Raw genomic sequence first — 20,588 nt, 5'->3', positions numbered from 1 at the left:
GCGCTGCTTGTGATTACTTTTTCTCTTTTCGGCAGGACTTTCGCCTTCGGTAAGAGTAATGATGTCGAATCGTGGGCCTGTTATTACGGAAGTGAGGACCGGACGGATGAACTGTCCGGTTTTGATCTACTTGTCGCTGATCCCGGAGGGCAGGACCCGACACCCTTGCGCGCAAAAGGAGTAAAGGTACTGACCTATATAAGTCTTGGTGAGGTCGCGGCGAAAGGTCCTTATTACGAGGAGGCCAAGCACCTTAATTTGCTTGTAAGGTATAATGAAAATTGGGATTCATGGGTGGTGGATGTGCGCCGTCCGGAATGGAGCGAATTGCTTTTTGCTCGAATTATCCCCGATGCCCTCTCGTCCGGATATGACGGGCTTTTTTTTGATACCCTTGATTCCCCCATTGATATGCAGCGGCGTGACCCCGATACCTACAAGGGGACTGAGCGTTCTTGCGTTGCTTTGGTCCGTGCTATCAGGGAAAAATTCCCCAAAATGCTTCTTTGTCAGAACAGGGGATTTGAAATTGTGCGGCGGACAGCTCCGTATATCAATTACTTGTTGATTGAGGGGTTGAGCAGCTCCATGGACTTGGAAACTTCTACTCGTAAAGATGTTTCGGAAGCGGACCGTAGTTTTCTAGTAGGCAAGGCGAATTCTGCTTTGAAAGCTAATCCCAAACTGGTGGTACTGACCCTTGATTATGTTCCTGCTGGAGAGAAACTGGAAATTAGCAAAGCTTACGATTTCTCTCGTAGTCTTGGCTTTATCCCTTATGTCAGCACTCCGGCCTTAAATGAGGTGTTTATTCATGAGTCTGGTGAATAGACTTATTATCGCATTTCTGATTGTCATCCTTACTTTGTCCTGCGCATATGCCGAGCCGGTCAAGCGCAAGGTCTTAGTGCTCTATAATGGAGCTGAAGACCGCACTGCAGTGGGAAACAGTTTTATTGAAGGCTTTGCCGCACCTCTTAATTACTTAGGTTTCTTGTACGAGGTACGTGATGTCGCACAGCGTCCTTTGCCTTCTGATAAAGTCATGGAGGAGTATCGGGCGGTTTTCACTTCCTTTTCTGAAGACTCAATGGATAATCCTAATGAGTACCTTAATTGGCTCATTTGGCAGCAGAAGAAGGGTAAGAAAGTAATAATCGCCGGAACTCTGGGCGCTTTTAGTGATTTTGATGACGTTTTGGCTGAACCATTGCTTATCAAAAAGGTCTTTTCCAATCTCGGATTTTCATATCAGGGCAATGCAACTAATGCTGATTACCGTTTGAAGTATGATTACATTGATCCGCAGAATATGAATTTTGAGCGTAAGCTTCCGTTGTTCCCGGAAAAGTACATTCAGATTGTCCCCAAAGCGGAGGATGTCACTTCCTGGGTAAATGTAGAATTGAAAGGAAAATCAAGTACAACTGCAGCAGCTGTAGGCTTGGGTCCGCGTGGCGGTTTTGCTCTAAACGGCTATATGCGCTGGCAGGACCCTGTTGATTTTAAGAAACAGTGGTATTTGAATCCTTTTGAATTCTTAAGGGTTAATTTGGATTTGAAGGGAATGCCGGCACTGACCCCAACCACATTGAATGGTAAGCGTGTTGCTTTTGCTCATATAGATGGGGACGGTTTTGTCGGCTACACCGAGGTTGATCAGAATAAGGTATGCGGGGAAATTGTCATGGAGCGCATTTTTGAGCGCTATGACTTTCCCAATTCTGCTTCAGTAATTGCCGGGGAGATTAATCCTGATGTTAAGGGGAGCTTGGATAATGTGGAGCTGGCAAAGACCCTTTTCGAGATGGAGAACGTAGAGACTTCCTCTCATTCCTATACTCATCCTTATGCTTGGAATGCGAAGACACGGGAATCCAAGGAATATGCCGAGGATTTTGTTGTCGGGCAATATGAGGTTTCTGGATATGAATTTGATGCCCATTATGAGATTGTGGGGTCTTGCGATTATATTTCAGAAAATCTTGCCCCGGTGGAGAAGCCCTGCCGGGTGCTGTTCTGGTCCGGCATGTGTGAGCCAACTGAAGAACAGGTTGGTATTGCAGAGAATGCCGGGATTTTGAACATGAATGGCGGGGACACTGTTTTTGATGCCCGTCGTAATTCGTATTTCGGGGTTTCGCCTCTCTATCGTGCTCTTGGTAAGTACAATCAGATTTATACCGGACAGGCTAATGAAAATATCCTGACCAATCTTTGGTCCGGGCCGTATTTCGGGTTCCGCAACATAGTGGATACCATGAAGCGGACCGGTTCCCCTCGCCGGATTATGCCCATTGATATTTATTACCATTTTTATAGTGGTGAGAAATTTTCTTCACTCAAGGCTCTTGAAGATGTTTATGAATGGGTCCTTACTCAGGACACTGCACGAGTTTATGCCTCCGCCTACATTAAAATGGTCAACGGTTGTCTTGCTGCAAGGGTGGAGAAAATTTCATCGGAAAGGTTTGTCTTCAGCAATTATGCCGACTGCCTTTCCGTACGACTGGACGGTATGGACAAGGTCCCGAATCTGAAAGAATGCAAAAATGTACTCGGATATGACATTCAACCGGAAGGTGTTTTTGTTCATCTACGCCCCGGTACTCAGCGTGCTGAGATAGTTTTGACCTCAGATAATAAAGTTAACGATAGATTCCCGTATCTTAAAAACGGTTCCGGCTGGGTAAGTGATTTCGAGCGCACAGCGAAAGGTGTCCGCTTTGATTTTGAGTGTTTCAGTAAAGGAAAATTTGAGGTGGCAGGTCTGATTCCGAACAGGAAATACAAGTTCCTCCGTAAGGATGGATCACCGCAGGAACTTATTACTGATGGAGAGGGCGTTTTGTCAGTCCAAGATGTTGTTTCCGGGCCAATGGAGATTGATCTGATTTGAACATAAAACTCTGGCGGGTACTGCTTTTCGTACTCATCATAATCGGGACGACCGTGCTGATATATCCCTTTCCCAGGGATATGGTCCCGTTGTACCTGCGGAGTGGTGAAATTTCCAAGGCGGCGGATTTGCTCAGTGAGCTTCTAGAAGAAGATCCTCACGACTTGAGACTGCTTGATCTTAGTGTGGATGTATTTCTTGAACGAGGAATGCCGGATAAGGCTATTGCCAGTCTGGAGGAGATTTTAAAACAGAAACCGAATCGTGTTCCTGCGTTGCGTAGGCTGGTGCAGGTTTTTGAATGGAATGTCATGCCCCGTGAGGCACTCCATACATGGATAAAGATTTCAAATATTGAGCCTGATAAAATGGAACCTCTGGAAAAGATGGTGATGTATTATCGCTATTTCAATATGGTCCCGCAGGAAGTGGATTCAATAATCAAGCTTAATACATTGCAGGGTAAAAGGCCGTTTGTCGGGGATTTTATGCGGGTTCTCAATGATGAGATTGAGTTGCTCGGCGCAGAGCACGCCAAGACTCCAGATGATCCCTATCTTGATTTTTTGCTTCAACGAATTTTTATTGTCGGTGAACAGTTTAAGGCTGAAGTCGAACTCAGTGCCGAATCCGGCGAGAAGGTCGATTATTTGCAATACGTGCTTTACGTGCTGGAATATTTTATTGCCGTTGACCGTATTGAAGATGGCTATGAATATGCTGCTCGGATGGATAAACAGGCCGGACTTGATGTTGAAAGCAGAGTGCAGTTGGTTAAGGTTCTGGGCTGGGCAGAAGATTATGACAGGGCATTGGATGTAGCGCAAAGACTGCTTAAGATCAGTCCGGATAATATAGCATTGCTAACCGAAACAGCATGGATATCCCGCGTTGCCGACAGACCAGATCTGGCGCAGATTGTTCTGGAGAAACTGGTTCAGATCGAGCCGGATAACACTGTTCACCAACAAGCTCTTGGTGATGTTTACATGCAGACCGGTAATTACCGCAAAGCTGTAAATCTCTTTCGCAGGTTGGCTGAGCGGGTCGGTAGTTGGCTTACGTATGCCCATGACATGTTGCGGGCGGCCTTGTTCAGTGAAGATCGGGTACTCATGGCCGAGGTTGTTGAAGAGACCAAGGATGTTGATACTTCAGAGCCGGACTATTTGCGGACCCGTGGGGAATTGCTGCTGACTCTGGAACGACCACGTGAGGCATATGATATTTTGCGCAAGGTGGTGGATAGTCCCGATGCAACTCTTGTTGATTACCAGAACCTTATTGATGCGGCTGCAACCACCGCAGATAATAAGTTGCTGGCCGATGCTGTGGAATTAGCTCTTAAAGTTTATCCGAATGATATAAATATCATGCGTACTGCCGGCACTGCGTATAGAAATGTTAATAAGCCCTACAAGGCTTACCTCATCTACCGCAAACTTTTGAAAAGGGAACAGGAGCAACAGGATATTCTTGATATGCTTCTGGCTGCATCTGAAACTCAGGATTTGATGCTGGCGAAGCAGGCTGCCGGGTATGCTGAAAAGATTGCGCCCAAGGATGTAAAGGTAATCGCGCAGGCCGGTGAAATTATGCTTTGGTTGAATTCTCCCAAAGACGGTTATCCTTATTACAAAAAGGCGGCCATCATGACCGGAGGCAATCGTGAGTATGTCATGAATCTTATCCAGATTGCATCCTATACCGGCGATAAGTCTATTTTTCGTGATGCAGCTGATACCGCCATACGCCTGCGTCCGGATGATGAGCAGGTTGCATTGCTGGCTGCTGCGGTATGGGCCGCTGCCGGTGACAGTAAAAAAGCGCAATTGCTTATTTCACAATTTGCAGGGCAGAGTGCGAAGAACCTCGACATTTTGTACCAATGGGCGGAATTTGCTGATCAGGCCGGACTGAGTGAAGAGGCTTATCGGATTTATGATGAGTTGTATTCGCGAGATTACAAGCGTAAGGAAATCAGGGGAAAACTTGCCAGACTGGCAGAGTGGACCGCCCGTCCTGCTGTTGCAGCCAAGTTTTATGCTGAAATTTCTGATGAATCTCCGGGTGATTTTGATTTAGCCAAACGTGCAGGAAAGGCTTTGGCTGATTCCGGAGATTATCTTAAGGCAGCTGATTACTATGAGCGGGCCGTAAGTATTAAGCCACGCGACTATGAGGTGAAACTTGAGCTCGCAAGGGTGTATGGTTTTGCAGAAAAATTTGCGGACCAGATAAGGATTTTCAGGGAATTACAAGCGGCCGGAAAACTTCCTGAAACCGAGCGCATAGAGCTGGCCCGGGCCTACCTTGATGAGCGTGAACCGGAAGCAGCTTTGCGGATTCTGGAGCCTTATGCCCGTCTCAAAAAAATACCTCGCTTTGAAGGATTTTTGTTGGCTTCGGCATTGCAGATGGCCGGGCGCGGTGCTGAGGCCTCCGATGTTTATAAAAGGTTGAAAAAAGAGTACAATAATGACGAAGTCTTCTTGGCCCGTTTGGGTGCGGAAGCCTTGTTTAATAATTTCCAGACTGATGCGTATGAACTTTTTCAGGCAGCTTTAAAGCTCAATGCGGAAAATCATACCGCCCTTAAAGGACTGGGAATTATTTATGGCGAGCGGGAGCAGTACAAAAGGGCTGTTTCCAAATTGCGGAAATACTTAAGACTGGTTCCCAATGATGCCGAAGGACGCTATCAATTGGGTGAAATATATCGGCTTATGGGCAGGGAGAATGATGCTGTTCGCGAGTTTAAGCGAGCTGCACGCATAATCAGCCGAGAAGGACGTACGGATATTTCTGGTAGGGATTTAAATATAATCAATAGGTAGTGTTTTGAAAAAAAGTGTTTTTTGGATTTTTATTTTAATGACGGTCTTGATACCGGTCATGCATGGAACTCCGCTCCGGGCGGAGGACACTACCGTTGCGGCTGTAGAGAAGAAGAGCGAGACTATCTGGACGGTCAGAGTCAGTTCCTTTTTGCAGGCAGATTCCGCATGGAATTTCGTGTCCTACTTAAAAAGTGAAGGCTATGCTCCGGCAATGGTTTATCTTTATGACAGACAAGGCAGGGGCTGGCATGTGGTTCAGATAGGAGATTATCCAACACGGAGTCAGGCTCGTGCTGCTGGACGTCTATTTAAGGATAAGACCAGGCTTGATTACCTTATCCGCTCCATGCCTTTAGATTTATTAGAGGAACGGACATTGAATTCTCCGGGAGAGTTGTTGCCTGCACCATCCCCAGAGCTGGCAGCAAAGAATGCCGGCTCCAAGGGATCTGCTACAACTACTACACTTACACCTGAACCCATCTTGGTCGGTGCACCGGAATCTCTGTTCTACGAACTTGATCAGGGAGATGTTTTGCGGGCCACCGGACAGCGACAGCAAAAAGTAATTTTATCTCGTATTATGATTCGTCGCGGTTATGTGGAAGACGGTCTCAGAGAGTATTCAAAACTGCTCAAAATTTATCCAGATGATCTGGAGCTGCGCGAAGAATATATCGGCGCACTTATCGATAATAGTGAGCTGGCAAAGGCTGAAGCCATGTTAAGTCGTTGGCTTAACCTTGATCCGGAATCTCCTCGCGCCCTGCGTCAGCAAGCCCGTTTGCGTTTGTTGGCCGGAGATTATTCAGTGCAGATTGATACTCTGGACTACCTGTTGCGGTTGCGGCCCGGAGATACTGATTCCATCTCCGCCAAGGCTTACAGTACCCAGCAGGGTGGGGATTGGCTGGGAGCGATTGAAAGTTTTTCCCAGCTTGTCGATGCTGAGCCTGACAATTATGAAGCTAGGCAGGCTCTTTCCGGCCTGCTTATGGAACGTAGGCCCCGCCTTGAGCTTACTCCCAGTGTATACCTGCAGTCTGATGAATCAATAACTACTGCTTTTGGCGGTAGTTTTGCCATGCAGATTACGGATCAGACCAGAGGGGAGATTTATTACGCCAACACCTGCATCTACCGTCCGCAAGGGGATGGAATTGAGCAGATTGATAAGGATGTGAATCAGGCTGCATTTTTACTGAAGCGTGATTTTACCCGTACGTTTACCGGTATTGCTGGAGTGGGGGGATATGAAGGAACTGCTTCGGGGATATCCGGTACTCTCGGTTTTGATTGGCGCATTCATGATCCCGGAACATTCTCCGCCATGATAGATTACAATAATCCTTGGCTCGATGAACCTTCTGCAACCAACTATGAAGGGCATTACAATCAGTTGTCCCTGACTTATGACGGTTTTTATGACGATACCTGGGGACTCTTTCTTAATGGTCAGTTGAGGCAGTATAAGCTTGAATCAGACCGGAATTACGGGGCCAAGGGAATTTATAATGTCATCTTGACCCGCAGGCTTCTTTCAGACCCCGATCTTTTCGTTTCTTACTCTTTCTATCGTTCTTTCTTTAAATATGATGATGAAACTTTCAAGCCGTTTGAAGTGGTGGAAAATGAGAGTATTCATACCTTCAGCGCCAGCTTTAGCAAGTCGCTTTGTGATACAATAGTCTTTCAGGCCGCTGGAGGAATCAGGTTTGATGAGTTCAAGAACAGCCCCAGTTATTTCGGAAGTCCTTCATTATCTCTAAGACTGGGCAAGTTTGAGTTGAGTCTCAACTATGAATACAGCAGTGATTCCGGGCTTGCCGGGGGCGGGGAAACCCAGTTCGTTAGCGGTGGGATCGGTTTTGTTTTCTAACGTGTTTGAAAATAATCAGGCCGGTGAATATGTTTAAAGTTAATACAGAGGCAAAAAGATATAAGCTCTCCAAATATTACGAGACCTTGCTGGGTCTGGTTGCCATCACTGCGGTCAACCTCATCTTTTATCGTCACGATCCCGGTTTTCTTTCTGTTTCACCCCATCCTTACTGGATAGTTATCCTGCTTACTTCGACCCGCTACGGTTTTGCGGGAGGGTTGTTTTCCGGGATAATGGCCGGTTTATTTCTCATAGTTTTTAAAAGTCTGTCCATTCCTGACATTGAGCTGGTGGATTTTAAAACCTTGTCCATGTGGGGGAAACCAATCCTTTTCTTTATTGTCGGGGTTGTTCTTGGCGAGACTCGCCAGTTGCATCTCAAAGAATATTCCGATGTATGCGAAGAGAGGGATGCCTATCATGATGCGTTTGATAAGGTTAAGACTAAATACGATATCCTTAGTGAGGCTAAGCAGGAACTGGATAGTAAGATTCTTTCGCAGGAAAGTACTCTGGGAACATTATATGAAGCTGCGCAGGGTTTGCGAACTCTGAGTATCGACAGCATCTATCCGGCAGTACTGGATATTCTCCGTGAGTTTATGGATGTGGAGGAGTGTTCCATTTACCTGTTGGATGGAACTGAATTCAGACTTGATACAGCTTTGCGGCATGGAAAGAGTTATTTGCCAGAAGTAGTTCCCTGGGGTGAAAGCCTGATGAGTATTGCTGCCGCTCAAAAGCGGGCTGTCTCTATCCGCGATATTGCCAGCAATGAGAGTATGCCCAGCGGTATAATCATTTCCGCCCCAATTCTGGCTGACAATCACCAGCATGTGGTCGGAGTATTGAATGTAGAGAAAATGCCTTTTCTCAAATTCACAAGTGATTCTGTGCGAGTGGCCGGATTGGTTGCGGACTGGTGCGGCAGCAGTGTTGAAAATGCCACTGTTTTTGCGGAAACAAAAGATAAGCTTATCGCCGATGAAATCACTGATGCCTATACTTTTGATTATTTCCTGCGCAGGCTGCGGGAGGAGTTTGTAAGGGCGCGGCGTTATGAACTGGATTTGTCTTTGATCATGTTGGAATTCCCGGGACTTTCCAATGCTTCTGATGAAGGGCGTGACGAAGTTCTCATGGCTTTCAGTATGATCCTTAAAAATCAGGTTCGCGAAATCGATATCCTGTTTATCAGTGATGAGCCGGGAGCTTTTTACCTGATCCTGCCGACCACGCCTACTGCAGGTGCCCGGGTGGTGGTAAATAACCTGCTTAGTTCTTTCAAGGCCCTCAGTGTGATGGCCTTTGAAACAGACCAGAATCTTGTTGAACTTCGGGCCGGGGTGGCTGGATACACTCTTGGTATGGAAGACCCTGCAGAACTGGTCAAGAATGTGAAAGAGGATATGGTCAGTGTACTTTTTGCGGAATAAAGTAATCAGAATGGCGCGGATGCGCCTGCTGGGGGCTTTTGCTGCTTCCTATATACTGGAAGGTGGAGCTGTGTGGTTCTACCTGAACAGGGGAGCTGCCTCTTGGTACATATATACCGCAATTGCCGCTCATATTTTTTCCGCCCTGTCTTTTTTCATTTTTACTGCTCCCAAGCCGCGCGCTGTTCCCGGGATTGGATTTTACTATCCTCGTATCGCTGCCCTGTTTACCTTTTTCATGCCTTTGATCGGGTTGGCCGGAATTACACTGACTCTGCTCATGTCCCGTGTTTTTATGAAAAGTTACGGTCTTGCTGAGGAATATAAGGAAAAGGCTTACGAAGGTGGAGGCGTTGATGTTGATCTGCCCACTGATATTTCCGAATTTTTATATGACGAAATTGATGTCCATCCCATCGCGGATATCTTGACCGGGGATGACATGGAAATGAAGAGAGGAGCAGTCAATTTGCTGCGCCATATCGGTTCAGCCGAGGCTGTAAAGTTGCTGCGTAAAAGTCTTTCCGATGAAAGTTCCGAGGTTCGTTTCTATGCTCATACCGCGTTGACAAGGCTTGAAGAGGATTACGCAGAAGCGGTGGAAAAGGCACGTTTTAGAGCAGACAAATACGATAGCGCACAATCCCATGCCGAGCTTGCCTCGGTTTATCGTAATTATGCCCGCAGCGGTCTGCCGGAAGTGAATATGCAGGAGCGTTCCATGGGGCTTGCGTGTGAGCATTGGCGTAAGGCTGTCGAAAAGGATCAGGAAAGTACGGACTACCTGATGCGTCTTGCTGAGGCATATGTTGAAAGTAGAAAATTCAGCGAAGCTTTGCATATCTATCGTGAGACAATGAAAACGCCTAAGCTTGAAATGGAATCCCGCCTTGGGATTTGTAGGACTTTTTTTGAAATGGGTAATTTTATTGCATTGTTTGAAGAGGTTGAGCAACTGCGAGTACTACCTGAACTGGAGTCTCCCGATCCCTTTAAGGCTTTGATTTATAATTTTTGGAGAGAGGAATTAGTGTCAGGAGAGGGAGCAGAAGTAGAAGCTGATTTCAATGAGGTGGGCAATGAGTTCAGATAAGCAATATGATGTTTGCCTGCTCCTTGAGGGTACTTACCCGTTTGTAGCCGGTGGTGTTTCCACATGGATTCATAACCTGATCAAGGGGATGCCGGAACTGACTTTTACTGCGGTTTGTATTCTCGCTTCTTCCAAAGAAAAAGCTGAATATCGGTACGAAGTTCCTGATAATTTTGTGGATCCGCAAATTGTCTATCTGCATGATCCCATCGATATTCAAAAGAATCCATTTAAGAAAATTTCTGCTACCAATATAGAGAAGCTTAGAAAGTTTCATTATCGTCTTGATCGTAATGACATCAGTATGATGAAAGATATGGTCGAACTTTTTCGGCATGATAAGTATCCGCTTTCCGAGTTGTTTCATGGAAAGAAGGCTTGGGACGTTCTCGTTGAGCGCTATAAGCCGGATTCAAATGATGAGTCATTTATCGATTACTTCTGGACTTATCGTTTCACCCATCTGCCAATTTTTAAAATGCTGCCTCTCGACCTGCCCAAGGCTAAGGTTTATCACACTATTTCTACTGGATATGCAGGGCTGCTCGGCGTTGTAGCCCGGGTTATGACCGGACGTCCGTTGCTGCTCACCGAGCACGGAATTTATGTTAAAGAGCGCAAGATTGAAATTTCTCAGGCTGAGTGGGTATATCGCAAGGAAGATGAGCGTATGCGCATTCAAAGCAAACTTGGTGCGTTTCAGACTTTCTGGATAAGGATGTTCGAGCAACTGGCCCGATTATGTTATGATTATTCGTCAGCTATTTACACCCTCTATGAGGGTAACCGGCAGTTCGAGATTCAGGAGGGGGCAGACCCGGATAAGATCAGGGTTATCCCAAATGGAATCAATCTTGATGACTTTCTGGGGCTAAAACCTGCTGATCATGACTATATGGGTCAGACTGAGTTTGCTGTTGGTTTTGTCGGGCGTGTGGTGCCTATCAAGGACGTTAAAACTTTTTTGCGTTCCATCAAGATCGTAGCAATCAAGATTGAGAACCTTAAAGTTTATATAATGGGGCCTACTGAGGAGGATAAGGAATATTACGAGGAATGCGTTAACCTTGTCCGGTTGCTTCATCTTGAGGATGTGGTGGAATTTACCGGAAAGGTCCGGGTTACGGATTACCTGCCTAAACTAGATGTAATTGTTCTTACCAGTATCAGTGAAGCCCAGCCATTGGTTATCATGGAGGCAAACTGCGCTGGAATTCCGGCTGTTGCTTCAGATGTAGGCTCCTGCCGGGAACTTCTGGAGGGTCGTACCGTAGCTGATCAGGCTTTAGGGCCATCCGGGATTGTCACTAAAGTTGCGGACCCGGTCAGTACCGGGGAGGCGATTTTGAAAATTCTGACCAGCCCGATTCTGCGTAGCAAGATGTCTAAAGCTGGAATTGAACGGGTGAAGACTTTTTACAAAGAGTCCGATCTCAACGAGACCTATCTGAATATTTATAAAGATTACATGGCAATGGAAGACCTGGAGTAGATTATGGCAGGAATAGGATTTGAACTGAGAAAAATGCTCCGTGGGGACAGCTTTCTTTCCGAAATGTCCGCATATTTGTATGCTGCTATGGTTTCGTCCGGGCCGTGGCTTATGAGTGTTCTCTGTCTGGCTGTACTGGGCCTATATTCTTATTCCGGTTTTTCCCGGATGGATCAGGATATTTTTCGTACTACCATTGTTTATGTCTATGCTTTTTCACTCATCTATGTGGGCTATATCCAACTTGTGGTGACTCGTTATCTAGCCGACCGTTTTTATCTGGGTGATGAGAAGGTAACTCTTACCGCTTTTTTTACCAGTGCTCTTGTATTGCTTGCAGCCGGTGGCTTAATAAGTGTTGGGGGTATTTGGTTTTTTGAGCTGAGCTTCATCTATAAGCTTATTGCGGTGATACTTTTCCTTGTCGTAGCTATGATCTGGTTGACTATGATTTTTCTTTCGGCTGTAAAGGATTTCCGGTCTATCGTTCAGGGGTTCGCAGTGGGAACCATGTGTAGTGTGGGGATCGCTTTTTTTCTTTACCCATTGTTCGGTCTTGATGGGTATTTACTGGGGTATACTTTAGGTCAGGCTGTTATTTTTTTCTGGCTTTTGGCTCGGTTGCTTGCTGAGTTCCCTCCGGGCAGGGTTTGGGATTCGGCATTATTCTCATATTTTATCAAATATTGGGAACTGGCCCTGATCGGAATGTTTTTCAATCTGGCTATCTGGGTAGATAAAATCATGTTCTGGTTTGCGCCGGATTCCAGAATGGTGGTGCCCTACCTGCGCACTCATGATATGTATGAAGGGCCTATTTTTTTCGCTTACCTGACCATTGTGCCTACCTTGTCCATTTTTCTGGTTAAAACTGAAACAAAGTTCTACGAGCACTATCACGACTACTTTGCAAAAATAATATCCAAGGAAGACCTTTCCAGTATTTTGCAGGAAAAGAAGGGCATGATCAAAATGCTTAAGGAAAGTTTGCGTGAAATTTTGATTGTGCAGGGGACCCTGACCATGCTCTGTATTTTTATGGCCCCTGAGTTTGTTGATTTAGTAGGCCTTTCTCCTTTACAACAGCCTCTTTTGCAGATTGCTTTGGTTGGCTCTCTACTACAGGTCATGCTTTCTGTGGCTGTGATCATTCTATTTTATTTTGACCAGCGTAAGGAAGTGCTGACGGTCACCCTTGTGTTTCTGCTAAGTAACGTGGGGCTGACTTGGTTGAGCATGCAGCTTGGCTTCACTTTTTACGGTTATGGTTATTGCTATTCATGCTTCATTGCATTGATGTGTGCTTACCATCTTGTTTCAAAAAGTGTTCGTGATCTGGAATATTTAACTTTTTCAAGTCAGCCGTTGTTCTGATGATATACTGGAGGGGAGATGACGAAGACCTGTCTTGTTACCGGGTGTGCCGGTTTTATAGGTAGTCACTTAACACAGGCTTTGCTTGACACAGGGCATTCTGTTGTGGGTGTTGATAATTTTGCCAGTGGATATGAGCACAACATGGAAGGCTTCATAGGGCATACTGGCTTTACTTTTTACAAAAGGTCTATAGTCGAAGAAGGCTTATTGGAGGAGCTAAAGCAGATTCATCCTGATCTGGATGTTGTTTTTCAGCTGGCTGCCGTGGTGAGCGTCCCGTATTCAGTGGAGCATCCTGATCTGACGATGAAGGTCAACTTTGAAGCTAATCGGGTTATGCTTGATAGCGCAAAGGAGCTTGGGTTTTCCAGTTTTGTCTTTGCCGGTTCAGCAGCAGAATACGGCAATGAAAATCGGCTTCCGGTTAAGGAAGAATACGCACAGGATGCTGAACAGTTAAGTCCTTACGGAGTAGCTAAGTATAGATCCTCGGCTTACATTGAAGAGTCCGGCTACGGTTGCTCTTTGCGGTTTTTTAATATTTTTGGTCCGCGTCAGGACCCGACCAGCCAGTATAGTGGTGTTATTTCCCGTTTTGTGGATTTCGGATTGGCCGGTAAAAATATGGTCATCTTCGGGGATGGGGAGCAGACAAGGGATTTCCTCTATGTTTCCGATGTGGTAACTGCATATTTAATAGCCGCTGGTCTTGATGAGCACGGGCGGGGGCCTTTGACCGGAATTTATAATGTCGGAACCGGAGTAGGAAGATCCGTGCGCGATCTTGCAACGGTTGTCGCGGGTTTAACCTCTGCCCCGGAAGTAATTGATTTCAAGCCCGAGCGGGCTGGGGATATCAGGCATTCACGTGCTGATGTAAGCAGAATTTCAGGTAAGGGTTTTAGGGCCCAAGTTTCTTTCGAGGACGGTTTGGCGCGTACTGTTGATTGGGCAATAAAATCTAAGTCCTAATTTTCACCAAGGATATCTATGCACGAAATTGAGCAGACTACAACGCTTAACCCGCAGGTTAAAGATGCCGCAGTCAAATATGTGAGACATCTTTTCAGTCAGGCTGATGAATCTGATTTCATTCGTCTTTTAAAAAAAGAGGCATTTAAAAATGTCTACAAGAAGATGATTGTGGAGCCTGATGAGTTTATGCCTCAACCACGGCCTTCTGATATCGGGCCTTGGGAAGGTCCTAAGCCAGATACTCCAAGGGATTTTTTGAAGTCGAAGCTGGTTCTTCCGTCTTTGCCTCAGGTGCTGTTGGAAATTCAGAAAGTTGTTAAAGATCCAGAGAGTTCTGCTGGCGATCTGGCCGCTGTGATCAATAAGGATCCCAAATTAGTGGCTGCTATTTTGCGGCTGGCTAACAGTGCCATGTTCAGTTTTCGAACTGAGGTGGATACTACTTCAAGAGCTGTAGCCCTTTTGGGATTCAGGCAGGCCAGCTCTCTCGCTCTTGGAACTGTTTCACTTAGTCTTTTTAAACGGAGCGAAGGGACACAGGTTCTGAAGGTCGAGAGATTTTGGAAGCATGCCATAGCCTGTGGTGTTGTCGCGCAGGAAATAGCAAAGCTGGCAGGATTTCATGATTCTGAGCGTTATTTTGTTGCAGGAATGCTCCATGATATCGGTCTTTATGTTATTTTTGAAAGTGATAAAAGCCTTGGTGCTGACCTTGCTGAGTTAGCACGCAAAAATGGGAACTGCCTATATGATGCCGAGAAGGAGCTACTTGGGTTCAGTCATGGGGAGTTAGGCGGCGTGATCCTTCAGGATTGGAATTTCCCTAAATCTTTAGTGTTGGCTGCCTCTGCTCATCATAATCCGGAAAAAGCCAAGAAAGATCCCGATGCCGGAATAATTCATGTGGCTGATTTTATCTCCAGAGCTCTGGGATATCATCTGGGATTGTCTCCTGTGCTTGGGGTCTTGGACCATGAAATCTATGAAAGTTTCGGAGTTAGCGGGGAAATGTTTATCGACATGATTCCTGAAGTTCAGAAATTGATTGAAGAAATTTTTGAAATACTGAATCCGGCATAACCGTTGGTGTTAAAAGAGATATTAATGAGCAATATTCAGTCTTCATCTAAAATCAGGCCAGAGATCAAAGAGGCTGCAGCGCGTTATGTTCATAAACTCTTTATGCATTCCGGAGATTCTAATTTAGTAAATTTGCTCAAGAAAGAAGCTTTTAAGCGCGTTTATAAGCAGATGATCCAAGAGCCTGATTCCTTCTTGCCTAAGACTTTTTCTTCGGATACTGAGCCGTGGGATGGGAGAAAGCCTGAAGGCCCTGCAGATTTCTTAAAAGGTCCTGTTACCCTGCCTTCATTGCCACAGATTCAGATGCAGTTGCAGAGAATTATTGATGATCCTAATAGCACCATCAGTGATCTTGCAAAACTAATTTGTAGGGAACCAAAGCTTTCTGCAGCGGTTATGCGGCTGGCGAACAGCGGATTGTATAAGCAGGATAAGCCTGTTGAAACTCCGTCCAAGGCTTTGGAGTTGTTGGGTTTTGAAAAAGCCGGAGGCTTAGCCCTTGGAACCGCTTCTTTGAGCTTGTTTAAACGTACTGATAAAACAGTGCTTGATCTGGTAAAATTTTGGAAGCATTCCATTGCCTGCGGTGTTGTGGCGCAGGAAATTGCGGTGACTGCCGAACTTGGCGATCCTGAGCGTTTTTTTGCTGGTGGATTGCTGCATGATATCGGCCTGCATGTAATATTTGAAAGTAATTACAGTCTGGGGGTCGAGCTTTTCAGATTGGCCAACAGCGATGGATATAATCTTTACAAGGCTGAGCGTAAGATGCTCGGCTTTAACCATGCGGATCTTGGCGGCTGTATTTTAGAAAAATGGAAATTTCCCCGTCAGTTGGTAGCTGCTGCAGGCGGACATCATAATCCACGAAAAATTGAGAGTGATCCTGATGCAATGGTTATTCATGTCGCCGATTTTATAGCTCAGGCTCTTGGGTATGAACTTGGAATTTCTCCGGTAATCGGTTTTATTGACCAGACAGCGTGGGATAAGATTGGAATTACAGCTGAGCAATTGATAGAGTTGCTGCCCAATATTCAGCGTTTAATAGATGATGTCCTTTTGATTTTAGAAGATTAATTAAAAACCCCGAAGCATGTTGCTTCGGGGTTTTGTTTTGATTTATTCCAACTCGTATCCCGAGCGGGACCATGCGATTGCTCCCCCTGCTAGTGAGCAGACCTGTGTGAATCCATTGCCTTGCAGATAACTGCCGACAATATTGGAACGGTATCCAGATCCGCACATGACGATAACCGGGCTGTCCTTGTCCACATCAATTCCTTCTTCAAGTACTCTCGCGAAGGGCTTATGGATTGCTCCTTTGATGTGACCATTACTCCATTCTGCGGGAGTGCGCACGTCCAGCAGGGTGAAGTTTTTATTTTCCGCCATTGCGTCATGCAATTGCTGTGTTGATTTCTGAGCCAGATTTTCAACCGGATATCCAGCCATGAGCCAAGCGGCGATTCCGCCGTGCAGGTAACCGAAAATCCGATCATAACCTATGCGGTGCAGTTCCTTGCACATACGGTCATAATCTTCTTTGGAGTTGACCACGAGCAGCAGGTCGGAATCTGGTTCCACGGCCATGCCTACCCAGTTGGCGAGTTGTTTTTCCAGTCCGATGTTGATGCTTCCCGGAATATGGAAACCACCGAATCCAGCAGCATCGCGCACATCAATTACCGTACATCCCTGTTCAATCATCTGCTTGAATTTTTCCGGGTTCATTGCCCGGTCAAGGGGGCAGCGTTCCAGTAAAGGAGCGCCGTCAAAGTTGGTATTGATGATGTGGGTAAAAGATTTCGGGCGACTGGGAAATGATTCCAGCACCTTGGTTTTGAAATCTTCGAATGTTTTGAACTGTAGCATGGGGTTGTAGCGCCGTTCATAGCCGAGGGTACTGCTAGGTTTGGCACTCATACCCTTGCCGCAGAGGGACCCCTGTCCGTGAGCCGGATAAACTTCGAGATAATCCGGAAGTTTGCCCAGTTTTATGTACAGGCTGTCATAGAGGTTAGCCACCTGTTCATCGAGAATTTCATCTCCCGGCAGGTCCGGACGACCGATGTCACCTACAAAAAGCAGGTCTCCGGTAAGAATCATCCAAGGTTCGTTTCCACGCATGGTGTCAGTAACCAGAATGGAAATTGCGTTTGGTGTGTGACCGGGAGTGTACAGGAAGTCCAGTTTTGCCGCCCCGACAATGAAGGAATCTCCTTCTTTGATGGAGGTGTGCTCGTAGCCTACATCGGCATTCTCATGGATAAAAAGCTCAGCACCGACAATGGATTTAAGTTCCTGTTCGCCGCCAACATGGTCGGCATGGACATGAGTGTTGATGACCCGGGTGATTTTCATGCCTTCCTCGCGCGAAATATCCAGATATTCCTGAACATCCCTGCGCGGATCTACAATTACCATTTCTCCTGCGGCCGGGCAGCCGATTACGTATGAATAGCAACCCAGTCCTTCTGTGGTTAGCTGTTTGAAATACATTTATGCGTTCTCCTGTATGTAAATTCAGTTCAAGAGCGTGAGAAGCAGAGTCCGCTTTTGGTTTACAAAGTTACCGGGCTTACCCAGAAATCATGTTTGTTACAGAAACTGGTTGCAAAGAATTTTTTACCTTTGCTATCTGCCGGCAGCTCGAAGCGGGATACTGCCTTTTCATCAGTATTTGCAAAGGTCTTTGCTCCGACAACGTTACCTTTATCATCTACTAATGTGTGGCGGACGATATAATGTTTTTCTGTCATGGGATGCAGTGTACGTATAATTGCTTTGCCGTTTTTGACTTCGACCTGCGGGAGATGGGTCGCTGCTTTTTTGCTCCATACACCGGGGTCTTTTTGGGTATAAATAATGTTGGAAGGATACCCACCCCTTTTCTTAGCAGCGGCATTGGTTACAGGCATCAGGATTGCCGCAGTAGCTGCAGCCGACATAGCCATGAATTTTCTTCTTGAATTCATAATCGTCTCCTAAATGTATCTATTTTTCTTATTTTCCCGCGAGTGGTTACACAGTGTAATCGCTGTGCAATGTGCTTTTTAAATCCTTATACACCATACCTGACTATAGTCAATAATGGTTCTTGTTATTTAGTTGACTGTCCCTTTCAATACGTTCAAGGAATTGCAGCTTGGTGATTGGTTTCGTCATATAGCTGGTGCAGCCTGCTTCACGGGCAGCTTCAGCTGTACCTTTAATTGCATGGGCGGATAGGGCTATTATCGGCACGGGGGAAAGGCCGATTATTCTCTCCCAGTCTCGAATTTCTTCTGTGGCTTTATAACCGTCCATAACCGGCATTTCGATGTCCATGAAAATTATATCCGGTTGGAATTCCTTGTATATCTCAATCCCTTCTTCACCGTTCGAAGCACATTTCATAATGTGCGGCGAATCGGAAATAAAATGTTTGAAAAGGAGACGGTTGCTTTTATTGTCTTCAATAAGCAGTACCTTACGGGGCAGCGTGCGGTCTTCGGGAAGATTCTTGAATTTTTCTGCCTTAGTATGGGAGTCTTTCACTTCTTTCATAGTTATAGTGAAAGTGAACGTGCTTCCACTCCCGGGTGAACTTGAAACCGTAATTTTGCCATTCATCATATCACATAACTTTTTGCTGATGGAGAGCCCCAGCCCGGTTCCCTGATATTCGCGTGTTATGGAACTATCAGCCTGAGTAAAGTGCTCAAAAATGGCATGTTGTCTGTCTTTGGGAATTCCGGGACCTGTGTCCTGAATTTCAAATTTTAATTCAACGTTGTTATTAGTCAGCTGTTTGTATCCGGCTTGAACATATACGCCCCCGGTATCAGTAAATTTGACCGCATTACCGATCAGATTCAGTAGTATTTGTTTCACTCTTACAGGATCACCTTGGACAAGACCGGGTAATTTACCATCTACACGGCAGGCCAGCTCAATTCCCTTCTGGGAGGCTGAGTGTTCAAAAACACTGCAACTCTGGCGCATTATTTTTGATGGGTTGAAGTCTATGCTTTCAAGATCAAGCAGACCAGCTTCCACTTTAGACATATCGAGTATGTCGTTTATTAAAGCCAGTAGGCCTTCTCCTGCATCATCAAGCAACTTGATATATTTTTTTTGGTCATCGCGCGGGTGGGAATCCTTGAGCAGATCAGTTGTGCCTAGAATTACATTCATGGGAGTTCTGATCTCATGACTCATGACAGCCAGAAACTGGCTTTTGGCATGGTTTGCCGCTACTGCGTTTTCTTTTGCCGCATTCAGTTTGCGGGCTACGACCCAGCCTATCAGTCCGGAAAGGAGAATAGCTAAGGCAGCTGTCATGACACTTAATCTATAGTCTTTTTTTATGTCTCCCAGATAATCGTCTTCAGGGATGTATAGGCCGATAATCCAGGGCCAGTGGGAATTTTTAAAGGGAGTAAAAACTGCATTATAGCGTGCGCCGTGGTGTTCAAATGTTGTGAACACTGGTTTTTGCGGAATTTGGTCTGGATGTACGCTTAGGGATTTATAGGCTTTCTGGCATATCTCATCGGATAACTCATTGATTTTGCTTAAGCGTATTTTGTTGTTTTGTGTCGTCTGTTTGAGAGCTTCAAGATCTGGAAATGCAACTACATTTCCATTTGTATCTACAATGAAGGCTTTCCCGCTCTGTCCGATGGTCAGTGTATTCAAAAATGTGGAAAGTTCAGCGATTGTAATGTCTACACCGACGACTCCCTGCAATTTGCCATTCTCATCGTATACCGGACTGGCTGTACTTATTCCCGGTTTCTGACTGGTGAAAAAAATATATGGTTCGGTCCAGATAACATCATTGGTCATCAGAGCTTCAATGAACCATGGGCGTTTACGGGGATCATATTTATCCAGCGGCATCAGATCACTTTGCAGTACCTTATTTTCAGCCGTGGTCCAGGTCATTGTTGTTTTGCGTTCACCATTCTCAAAAAGAATGGTTTTTGAGAGTAAGCCATTTTTTACTTTATTATCGGAGCGGGTAACCATGAAAAATTCACCCTTGGTTGTTCCATAGTAGATACCCGAAAGCTGGTGGTATAGAGAAAGCTGCTCGCTGAAATACCGAATCATATTTTGGTAATTATCACTGCTGACAATATTACTATCTGCAAGGAACCGTGTCAGTTCTGCTGCATTCTCTGCCGGGCGAAGGTAGCTTTCCGATTTGTCCAGCGTATATGAAGAGATATTGAGCATAATCTCATGGGCCAGTTCGGTCAGAGCCTTACGGGATGTGGTGGAGTGGGGAATGATAATTATAGCTGTCAGGAGGACTGTCAGTGAAACGAAGCAAATAGTCAGCCACCACTTTTTTAAATAATTCATTGTCTGCAAACGTCTCCGAATCTTTTGTCGAGGGAAAATCCCTGAATTATATATCTGTAGCGCAAAGGGCACTGTTTCATATTTAGCTCGGCAGAGAGATAAAATCAATATGTGGTGTAAAAAAGATGTGTTGCCGATGATGGTATGGAAATAAAA

At 45.7% G+C, this 20,588-nt stretch carries 14 protein-coding genes; 11 read left to right on the top strand and 3 right to left on the bottom strand.

The window, feature by feature from the left end:
- Positions 1 to 9: 9 nt before the first annotated feature.
- From DESAL_RS13590 to DESAL_RS13540, 11 genes are read left to right on the top strand one after another with little or no spacing between them, the layout of a single operon-like run.
- Entirely contained in the window at positions 10 to 831 is an 822-nt protein-coding gene (locus tag DESAL_RS13590; protein ID WP_015852560.1) for a glycoside hydrolase family 191 protein, read from the top strand.
- Positions 815 to 2,899: a polysaccharide deacetylase family protein gene (locus DESAL_RS13585; RefSeq protein WP_015852559.1), complete on the top strand. Its 2,085-nt coding sequence runs from the start codon at positions 815 to 817 to the stop codon at positions 2,897 to 2,899. Before DESAL_RS13590 ends, DESAL_RS13585 begins: the two co-directional genes overlap by 17 nt.
- The gene (locus DESAL_RS13580; RefSeq protein WP_015852558.1) at positions 2,896 to 5,736 is read left to right on the top strand and encodes a tetratricopeptide repeat protein; all 2,841 of its coding nucleotides are present in this window, start codon (positions 2,896 to 2,898) and stop codon (positions 5,734 to 5,736) included. Before DESAL_RS13585 ends, DESAL_RS13580 begins: the two co-directional genes overlap by 4 nt.
- 37 nt (positions 5,737 to 5,773) lie before the next feature.
- Positions 5,774 to 7,618: an SPOR domain-containing protein gene (locus tag DESAL_RS13575; protein WP_015852557.1), complete on the top strand. Its 1,845-nt coding sequence runs from the start codon at positions 5,774 to 5,776 to the stop codon at positions 7,616 to 7,618.
- A gap of 29 nt (positions 7,619 to 7,647) precedes the next feature.
- On the top strand, positions 7,648 to 9,057 hold the full coding sequence (locus DESAL_RS13570) for a sensor domain-containing diguanylate cyclase (RefSeq protein ID WP_015852556.1): 1,410 nt from the start codon (positions 7,648 to 7,650) through the stop codon (positions 9,055 to 9,057).
- A gap of 10 nt (positions 9,058 to 9,067) precedes the next feature.
- Positions 9,068 to 10,150 (top strand): HEAT repeat domain-containing protein, encoded by a 1,083-nt coding sequence (locus DESAL_RS13565; protein WP_157046962.1) that lies wholly within the window; start codon positions 9,068 to 9,070, stop codon positions 10,148 to 10,150.
- On the top strand, positions 10,137 to 11,642 hold the full coding sequence (gene pelF, locus DESAL_RS13560) for a GT4 family glycosyltransferase PelF (RefSeq protein WP_015852554.1): 1,506 nt from the start codon (positions 10,137 to 10,139) through the stop codon (positions 11,640 to 11,642). Before DESAL_RS13565 ends, pelF begins: the two co-directional genes overlap by 14 nt.
- A gap of 3 nt (positions 11,643 to 11,645) precedes the next feature.
- Positions 11,646 to 13,016 carry an exopolysaccharide Pel transporter PelG gene (pelG, locus tag DESAL_RS13555; RefSeq protein WP_015852553.1) on the top strand — a complete coding sequence of 457 codons (1,371 nt, stop codon included), beginning with the start codon at positions 11,646 to 11,648 and terminating at the stop codon, positions 13,014 to 13,016.
- A gap of 18 nt (positions 13,017 to 13,034) precedes the next feature.
- The gene (locus tag DESAL_RS13550) at positions 13,035 to 13,991 is read left to right on the top strand and encodes an NAD-dependent epimerase/dehydratase family protein (protein WP_015852552.1); all 957 of its coding nucleotides are present in this window, start codon (positions 13,035 to 13,037) and stop codon (positions 13,989 to 13,991) included.
- Between the two features lie 18 nt (positions 13,992 to 14,009).
- Entirely contained in the window at positions 14,010 to 15,074 is a 1,065-nt protein-coding gene (locus DESAL_RS13545) for an HDOD domain-containing protein (RefSeq protein ID WP_015852551.1), read from the top strand.
- A 24-nt stretch (positions 15,075 to 15,098) separates the two neighbouring features.
- Positions 15,099 to 16,157 (top strand): HDOD domain-containing protein, encoded by a 1,059-nt coding sequence (locus DESAL_RS13540; protein ID WP_015852550.1) that lies wholly within the window; start codon positions 15,099 to 15,101, stop codon positions 16,155 to 16,157.
- A 42-nt stretch (positions 16,158 to 16,199) separates the two neighbouring features.
- On the opposite strand, the gene DESAL_RS13535 is transcribed toward DESAL_RS13540, so the two are convergent.
- From DESAL_RS13535 to DESAL_RS13525, 3 genes are all read right to left on the bottom strand, one after another.
- Positions 16,200 to 17,579, bottom strand: coding sequence for an MBL fold metallo-hydrolase (locus tag DESAL_RS13535; RefSeq protein ID WP_015852549.1), 1,380 nt, complete (start codon positions 17,577 to 17,579; stop codon positions 16,200 to 16,202).
- Between the two features lie 62 nt (positions 17,580 to 17,641).
- A complete protein-coding gene (locus DESAL_RS13530; RefSeq protein ID WP_015852548.1) occupies positions 17,642 to 18,055 on the bottom strand; it encodes a desulfoferrodoxin family protein in 414 nt (137 codons plus the stop codon).
- A 109-nt stretch (positions 18,056 to 18,164) separates the two neighbouring features.
- Positions 18,165 to 20,432, bottom strand: coding sequence for a hybrid sensor histidine kinase/response regulator (locus tag DESAL_RS13525; protein ID WP_015852547.1), 2,268 nt, complete (start codon positions 20,430 to 20,432; stop codon positions 18,165 to 18,167).
- Between the last annotated feature and the right edge of the window lie 156 nt (positions 20,433 to 20,588).

Origin of the sequence: Maridesulfovibrio salexigens DSM 2638, from assembly GCF_000023445.1 — a bacterium.
GTDB lineage: Bacteria > Desulfobacterota > Desulfovibrionia > Desulfovibrionales > Desulfovibrionaceae > Maridesulfovibrio > Maridesulfovibrio salexigens.
Note: the sequence above shows the minus strand (reverse complement) of the source record. Positions and strands in the feature narration are given on the sequence as shown.

Coding starts and splice junctions, on each gene's coding strand:
- DESAL_RS13550 (WP_015852552.1), top strand. CDS start 13,035: ATGACGAAGACCTGTCTTGTTACCGGGTGTGCCGGTTTTATAGGTAGT.
- DESAL_RS13565 (WP_157046962.1), top strand. CDS start 9,068: ATGGCGCGGATGCGCCTGCTGGGGGCTTTTGCTGCTTCCTATATACTG.
- pelG (WP_015852553.1), top strand. CDS start 11,646: ATGGCAGGAATAGGATTTGAACTGAGAAAAATGCTCCGTGGGGACAGC.
- DESAL_RS13540 (WP_015852550.1), top strand. CDS start 15,099: ATGAGCAATATTCAGTCTTCATCTAAAATCAGGCCAGAGATCAAAGAG.
- DESAL_RS13545 (WP_015852551.1), top strand. CDS start 14,010: ATGCACGAAATTGAGCAGACTACAACGCTTAACCCGCAGGTTAAAGAT.
- DESAL_RS13570 (WP_015852556.1), top strand. CDS start 7,648: ATGTTTAAAGTTAATACAGAGGCAAAAAGATATAAGCTCTCCAAATAT.
- DESAL_RS13525 (WP_015852547.1), bottom strand. CDS start 20,432: ATGAATTATTTAAAAAAGTGGTGGCTGACTATTTGCTTCGTTTCACTG.
- pelF (WP_015852554.1), top strand. CDS start 10,137: ATGAGTTCAGATAAGCAATATGATGTTTGCCTGCTCCTTGAGGGTACT.
- DESAL_RS13575 (WP_015852557.1), top strand. CDS start 5,774: ATGACGGTCTTGATACCGGTCATGCATGGAACTCCGCTCCGGGCGGAG.
- DESAL_RS13530 (WP_015852548.1), bottom strand. CDS start 18,055: ATGAATTCAAGAAGAAAATTCATGGCTATGTCGGCTGCAGCTACTGCG.
- DESAL_RS13585 (WP_015852559.1), top strand. CDS start 815: ATGAGTCTGGTGAATAGACTTATTATCGCATTTCTGATTGTCATCCTT.
- DESAL_RS13535 (WP_015852549.1), bottom strand. CDS start 17,579: ATGTATTTCAAACAGCTAACCACAGAAGGACTGGGTTGCTATTCATAC.